The organism is Salipiger sp. (assembly GCF_059781815.1).
Genome location: NZ_JBYNAH010000293.1, coordinates 1 through 5,337, shown reverse-complemented (window position 1 = coordinate 5,337; position 5,337 = coordinate 1). Strand labels below are relative to the sequence as shown.

9 protein-coding genes are annotated in these 5,337 nt (G+C 69.7%); 5 read left to right on the top strand and 4 right to left on the bottom strand.

The genetic code is table 11. The annotated features are described in order from the left end of the window. A partial coding sequence (locus tag AC6RA4_RS23170) for an alpha/beta fold hydrolase (protein ID WP_500164314.1) occupies positions 1 to 618 on the bottom strand: 618 nt, incomplete at its 3' end. A 122-nt stretch (positions 619 to 740) separates the two neighbouring features. Between AC6RA4_RS23170 and AC6RA4_RS23165 the strand changes: the two genes are divergently transcribed. Continuing rightward, positions 741 to 1,121 carry a hypothetical protein gene (locus AC6RA4_RS23165; protein ID WP_500164312.1) on the top strand — a complete coding sequence of 127 codons (381 nt, stop codon included), beginning with the start codon at positions 741 to 743 and terminating at the stop codon, positions 1,119 to 1,121. Between the two features lie 18 nt (positions 1,122 to 1,139). On the opposite strand, the gene AC6RA4_RS23160 is transcribed toward AC6RA4_RS23165, so the two are convergent. Both AC6RA4_RS23160 and AC6RA4_RS23155 read right to left on the bottom strand, forming a co-directional pair. Then, positions 1,140 to 1,832: an NUDIX hydrolase gene (locus AC6RA4_RS23160; RefSeq protein ID WP_500164311.1), complete on the bottom strand. Its 693-nt coding sequence runs from the start codon at positions 1,830 to 1,832 to the stop codon at positions 1,140 to 1,142. 37 nt (positions 1,833 to 1,869) lie between these two features. Then, entirely contained in the window at positions 1,870 to 2,340 is a 471-nt protein-coding gene (locus tag AC6RA4_RS23155) for a DUF983 domain-containing protein (protein ID WP_500164309.1), read from the bottom strand. Between the two features lie 284 nt (positions 2,341 to 2,624). On the opposite strand from AC6RA4_RS23155, the gene AC6RA4_RS23150 reads away from it, so the two are divergent. The 4 genes from AC6RA4_RS23150 to AC6RA4_RS23135 all read left to right on the top strand — a co-directional run bounded on the left by AC6RA4_RS23150 (position 2,625) and on the right by AC6RA4_RS23135 (position 4,904). After that, positions 2,625 to 3,353 carry an EF-hand domain-containing protein gene (locus AC6RA4_RS23150; protein WP_500164308.1) on the top strand — a complete coding sequence of 243 codons (729 nt, stop codon included), beginning with the start codon at positions 2,625 to 2,627 and terminating at the stop codon, positions 3,351 to 3,353. Between the two features lie 94 nt (positions 3,354 to 3,447). After that, complete coding sequence (locus AC6RA4_RS23145) at positions 3,448 to 4,032, top strand: RNA polymerase sigma factor (protein WP_500164307.1); 585 nt, start codon at positions 3,448 to 3,450, stop codon at positions 4,030 to 4,032. Further along, positions 4,025 to 4,402 (top strand): hypothetical protein, encoded by a 378-nt coding sequence (locus tag AC6RA4_RS23140; RefSeq protein WP_500164305.1) that lies wholly within the window; start codon positions 4,025 to 4,027, stop codon positions 4,400 to 4,402. The genes AC6RA4_RS23145 and AC6RA4_RS23140 overlap by 8 nt, the downstream gene beginning before the upstream one ends. 4 nt (positions 4,403 to 4,406) lie before the next feature. Beyond that, entirely contained in the window at positions 4,407 to 4,904 is a 498-nt protein-coding gene (locus tag AC6RA4_RS23135; protein ID WP_500164304.1) for a periplasmic heavy metal sensor, read from the top strand. A gap of 15 nt (positions 4,905 to 4,919) precedes the next feature. On the opposite strand, the gene AC6RA4_RS23130 is transcribed toward AC6RA4_RS23135, so the two are convergent. After that, positions 4,920 to 5,337: diguanylate cyclase (locus AC6RA4_RS23130; protein ID WP_500164302.1), on the bottom strand; the 418-nt coding region annotated here is incomplete at its 5' end.

The window sequence follows — 5,337 nt, the reverse complement described above, 5'->3', positions numbered from 1 at the left end:
GTAATCGCTCTCGGCGCCCGAGAGGAACAGGGTGGGCCCGTCGAACTGGCCCTCGATCTCGGGGAAGCTCAGGATCTTGGGCATGTCCTCGGCCAGCCGGTCGAGGTTCAGTTTCCAGCGCTTCTCCTTGATGTCGAGCGACTGGGTGAAGAACGAGCGCAGCGTCGGCTCGGGAACGTGCCGGGCAAGCTGGTCGTTGGCATCCGAGCGCTTCTCGACCGCGTCGAGATCCACCGCCCGCATCGCCTCGATATACTGCATCTGGCTGTGGCCATAGGCCACCGGCGCAATGTCGGCGAGGATCAGGCGGTTGACCAGCTCGGGCCGGGTCAGGGCCAGCACCATCGCCGCCTTGCCGCCCATCGAATGGCCGAGCACGTCGGCCTTGCCGCCATGGGCCTCGATGACCTCGGCGAGATCGCCGGCCATGTCCTCGTAGCCATGGCTGTCGGTCCAGGGCGAGTCGCCGTGGTTGCGCTGGTCGACCGCGATCACCTGCCGCTCGTCCGAGAGCCGCTTGGCGATGACGCCCCAGTTGCGCCCCGAGCCGTAGAGCCCGTGAACGATGAGAAGCGGCGGTTGGGCACCGGGCGTGCCGTGCAGGATGGTGTTCAGCATGGCCCGTTTCTAGGAGAGGGGCGGGGCAAAGGGAATGCCCCTGTTGCCGATCCGCGCGGTTTGCCGTGCGCTTTTCCCGCGCCCCCTTGCGCCGCGCCGCCAAATCGGGAGACCTGTGCGCCATGTCGATGGATGGCGCACAGGAAACCAAGGCCGCGGTGCTGCGGCTCGACCGGCTCTTCGAGAACCGGCTGAAGCTCACGCGCGGCGATTTCGACGCCCGCGCCGCCAAGGCGCGGCGCCGGCTGCCCTACAAGATCCGCAAGGATCTTTCTGTGATCCTCGAAGCGCGGCGTTTCGCCGACCACCCCAAGCTGGCGCGGACCCTCGATGCGCCGGCGATCCGCGCCGCGGCGGGGCGGATCGAGCGCCATCTCAAGGCGGTCGACCTCGCCGAAGAGCGCAGGGGGCGCATCCTGAACCTGCTCGCCAGCATTATGGCGGGGATCCTCGTGGTGGTCGCTCTGGTGGTGATCGTGCTGCACTGGCGCGGTTTCGTCTGAGCCCGGGCGCCCGGCCGGTCAGTCCGGCAATGCGGTCCCGTTGAGCCGCAGGAACAGGCTTTCCTCGTCATCGTTGCGGAAGAACGGCACCGAAGCCGGCGGGCCGTCCTCGTGGGCGCGGGCGGCGACCTCGGCCAGCACCACCTCGGTGATGAACGGCATGTCGAAGTCGCGCAGCGCGTCGAGCGCGATCCACTGCAGGTGGCTGAGCTCGTCCGAGGCGGCGGAGAAATCGTCGGGATCGGTGGCCAGCGCCTCGGCATCGACGAGGAAGAACCGCGCGTCGAACCGCCGGGGGCGGCCCGGGGGCGTGATAGCGCGAAATACGAATCGCAGCGCGGAGGCGTCGGGCACGTGACCGGTGGCGGCAAAGCTGCGCCAGTCCGAGGGCGGCTCGGCCCAGTCGCCCGGCGCGCCGAGAATCAGCCCGGTCTCTTCCCAGAGCTCGCGAATCGCCGCCACGGCCAGCGGGTGCGCCATGCCGGCGGAGCTGTCTTCGCCCAGCCGGGTCTCGCAGAGCGCGGGCAGGGGGCGGCTCAGCGGCACCTGCGCATCCTCGGCATCGACGGCGCCGCCGGGGAACACGAACTTGTTCGGCATGAAGGCCGCCTTGGCGCCGCGCTGGCCCATCAGGATGCGCGGCGCGGTGGCGCGGTCGCGCATCACGATCACCGTTGCCGCGTCGCGGATCGCCGTCTTGTCTTCGGTCATCTGGTCTCCTGCCGGTGTGGCCGACCGTGCCTCGGGCCTAGAACCCGTGCATCCGGCGGGCCCACTGGAAGCCCACGATCGCCCCTTTCAGTCTGGGCAGAAGATAGAGGGACAAGCCGATGCAGCCAATCGAGAATATCGTGATGAGAATGAGCGGTTCGGGGCGCCATGTCACGAAGACGATGTGCAGCGCCGGCGCCATGATATGGCCGACGATCAGGATCGTGAGATAGGCCGGGCCGTCATCGGCGCGGTTGTGGTGCAGCTCTTCGCGGCAGGCCGGGCAATGGTCGCGCACCTTGAGGTAGCTGCGCAGCAGCGGCCCCGAGCCGCAATTCGGACAGCGCCCGCGAAAGCCGCGCCAGATCGCGGGCCAGGTTTCGCGCTCTTCGCCGGCCTCGGTCCGGGTGTCGGGCGCGGCATCCAGCGGCGCGGCGGCCGGGTCGGTTGTCGTGCTCTCGAAGGGCGCGTCTGCCGCATCCTCACGGGTCTTGGTCATGTCTTGCATTGGTCTCCCTCGCTCCTCCCCGAAGCGTGACGAAAGTTCTGCGCTAACAGAAGTGCGCAGACTGTCCTTGCGTCGCCATGTCGCAAAGCAATGTGAAGCGTGCATCTTTGCGGGGCAACCCGTGCCGTGGCGGCGGGCCGCGCCAGGGGGAAACGGCGGGGCGATCTCGGCGCTGAAAAAATTCTGCGACGGGAATTCTCCGGGCCCGCGTGGAAGAAACAGATCGGCGACCGGAGAGGCGCCGGTAACCAGCGATAAACAGGAGATCGCAGCAAATGACACGCATGAGCAAGCTTCTTACCGGTGCCGCCCTTGCGGTGATGGGATCCGCAAGTCTCGCGATGGCCTTTGAGGGCCAGCCCGGGCAACAGGGCGGCCCGCGCGAAGGTCGCGCTCCGATGATGCTCGAGATGTTCCAGGGCCTCGACGCGGATGGTGACGGCGTCATCACCGCCGACGAACTGGCCGCAGCCGGTCCCGCCGCGGCCTTTGCCGAGGCCGATGCCAATGGCGACGGCGTGCTCGAGGGCGACGAACTGACCGCCTTCCGCGACGCCCAGCAGCGGGCGCGCGAAGAGCGCCGTCAGCAGATGATGATCCAGCGCTTCGACACCGACGGCGATGGCAAGCTGAGCCTCGAAGAACTGCAGGCCGGCAACAAGCGCGGCCCGCAGCAGATGTTCGACCGCATCGACACCGACGGCAACGGCGAGGTGAGCGCGGAAGAGCTGGCCGCGGCGAAGGAGAAGATGCAGCAGCGCATGGAGCGCCGCGCCGAGATGGGCGATCGCGGCGGCCGCGACGGCAAGCATGACAAGCATGACAAGCGCGGCGGTCACGGTGGTCCGGGTGGACACGGTGGCAAGCACGAAATGCGCCAGGGCGGCGGACGCGGTGGCCCGGACGGCCAGCCGCCGATGCGCCCGGGTGGCCAGCCCGGCGGTCAGCCCGGCGGCCAGGTGCCCCCGGCGCCGGAGCAGATGCCCGAGCCGGCGCCCGAGGCCCAGAACTGAGGCCCTGAAGACCGGGTGCGGCGGCGGCCATGTGCCGCCGCCGTCCCCCGTTGCGTTATCGCCCCGGTCGGGCTAGCGCACTTGGATGGACCGGATGCCATATGACGCGATGAGCGATACAAGTGACGAGGATCTGCTCGCGGCCTATGCGGCCGGCGAGCCCGCCGCGGCGCGCGCGCTCACTCTGCGTCTGGGCCCGAAAGCCTTTGGCGTCGCGATGCGCATGCTGAAGGACCGGGCCGAGGCCGAGGACGTGGCGCAGGAAGCGCTGTTGCGGCTGTGGCGCGCGGCGCCGGGCTGGCGCGAGGGCGAGGCCAAGGTCTCGACCTGGCTCTACCGGGTGGTGTCGAACCTGTGCATCGACCGGATGCGCAAGGCGCGCGGCGGTTACGTCGATCTCGACGCGGTGGCCGAGCCTCCGGATCCGTCGCGCTCGGCCGAGCAGGAGTTGCAGGAAAGCGCCCGTGGCGCGGCCCTGCAGGCGGCGCTCGACAGGCTGCCCGAGCGGCAGAAACAGGCGGTGATCCTGCGCCATCTCGAGGGGCTTTCGAACCCCGAGATCGCCGAGATCATGGACATAGGCGTGCGCGCGGTCGAAAGTTTGACCGCGCGGGGCCGCAAGGCGCTGGAGGACCTTCTCGGGGACCGACGCGCAGAGCTGGGATATGACGATGAGTGACAAGCGCAAGGCAGAGGAAGCGGGGCTGGGCCCCTGGTTCGATGCGGCACGGGCCGACACGCCGGCGCCGTCCGGCGACTGGCTGGCGCGCATGGAGGCGATGGCGCTCGAAGAGCAGCCGGCGCCGCAGGCGCCTGCGCTCGCCGTCAGGCCCGAACGCGACGGCAGAGGCTTTCGCCTGAGCGAGTTCCTGTCGGTGCTCGGCGGCTGGCCGGCGGTGGCCGGACTGGCCGCGGCCTGCGCCGCCGGCGTCTGGTTCGGCGCGGTCTCTCCCGCCGGGCTGAGCGAGTGGACCACCGCCACCGCCTCCGACAGTTACACCACCTTCGAGCCGGCCAGCGGCTTCGATGTCGCGATGCTGGGACTCTGACACCATGACCGAAAACGCCAAGACCCCGAAGATGACCACCGGCTTGCGCATCCTGCTGTTTGCCTCGCTGGCCGCCAACCTCGCGGTGGCGGGCGTGGTGGCCGGGCTTTATTTCACGCGGCCCGACATGGATCGCGACGGCCCGCCGCGGGGGCGCGATTTCGTGTTCCCCTACACCCATGCCCTGAACGAGGATCAGCGCCGCGAGTTGGGGCGCAACCTGCGCAACGAGATCGAGCGCCAGCGCGACACGCCCGGCGATTTCCTGGCCGAGTATCGCTTGGCGATCGAGGCGCTGCGGGCCGAGCCCTTCGATCCCGCCGCCTTCGCCGCGACGCTGGACAAGCAGGGGGAGCGCGCCGAGCGCCGGCAGGCCGAGGGCCAGCGGATGCTGGTCGAGTACGTCGCAAAACTGTCGCCGGACCAGCGCGCGGCCTATGCCCAGCGTCTCGAGGACAGGATCGCCGAGTTCGGCAAGCGCATTCGCAAGAACAAGCCCTGACAGTCCCGGGCGCGCTCAGCGTCCGGCGCTGGCGGGCCGGCACTCGGTCCGCCGCAGGTCCGACCACGCGGCGACCCGGTCGCGCCCATCGCGCTTGGCGGCATAGAGCGCCCGGTCGGCGCGGTCGAGCAGCAGCTCGGGCGCGAGCGTCTCGCCGGCGGGGCAATAGGTCAGCCCGAGGCTGATCGTGGCGCCTAGCCGCTCACCTCCTTCCGGAAGCTCGAAGGCCTGCGCCGCCACCGCCGCGCGCAGCCGCTCGGCGGTGGCGCGGGCGGTCTGTTCGCAGGCGTCTGGCAGGGTGACGAGGAATTCCTCTCCGCCGATCCGCGCGACAAGATCCGAGATCCGCAGAACGCCGCTCAGACGCCGCGCCACGTCGCGCAGGACGGCGTCGCCAATGCCGTGGCCGAAGCGGTCGTTCACCGTCTTGAAA

Coding starts and splice junctions, on each gene's coding strand:
- AC6RA4_RS23150 (WP_500164308.1), top strand. CDS start 2,625: ATGAGCAAGCTTCTTACCGGTGCCGCCCTTGCGGTGATGGGATCCGCA.
- AC6RA4_RS23155 (WP_500164309.1), bottom strand. CDS start 2,340: ATGCAAGACATGACCAAGACCCGTGAGGATGCGGCAGACGCGCCCTTC.
- AC6RA4_RS23140 (WP_500164305.1), top strand. CDS start 4,025: ATGAGTGACAAGCGCAAGGCAGAGGAAGCGGGGCTGGGCCCCTGGTTC.
- AC6RA4_RS23145 (WP_500164307.1), top strand. CDS start 3,448: ATGCCATATGACGCGATGAGCGATACAAGTGACGAGGATCTGCTCGCG.
- AC6RA4_RS23160 (WP_500164311.1), bottom strand. CDS start 1,832: ATGACCGAAGACAAGACGGCGATCCGCGACGCGGCAACGGTGATCGTG.
- AC6RA4_RS23165 (WP_500164312.1), top strand. CDS start 741: ATGTCGATGGATGGCGCACAGGAAACCAAGGCCGCGGTGCTGCGGCTC.
- AC6RA4_RS23135 (WP_500164304.1), top strand. CDS start 4,407: ATGACCGAAAACGCCAAGACCCCGAAGATGACCACCGGCTTGCGCATC.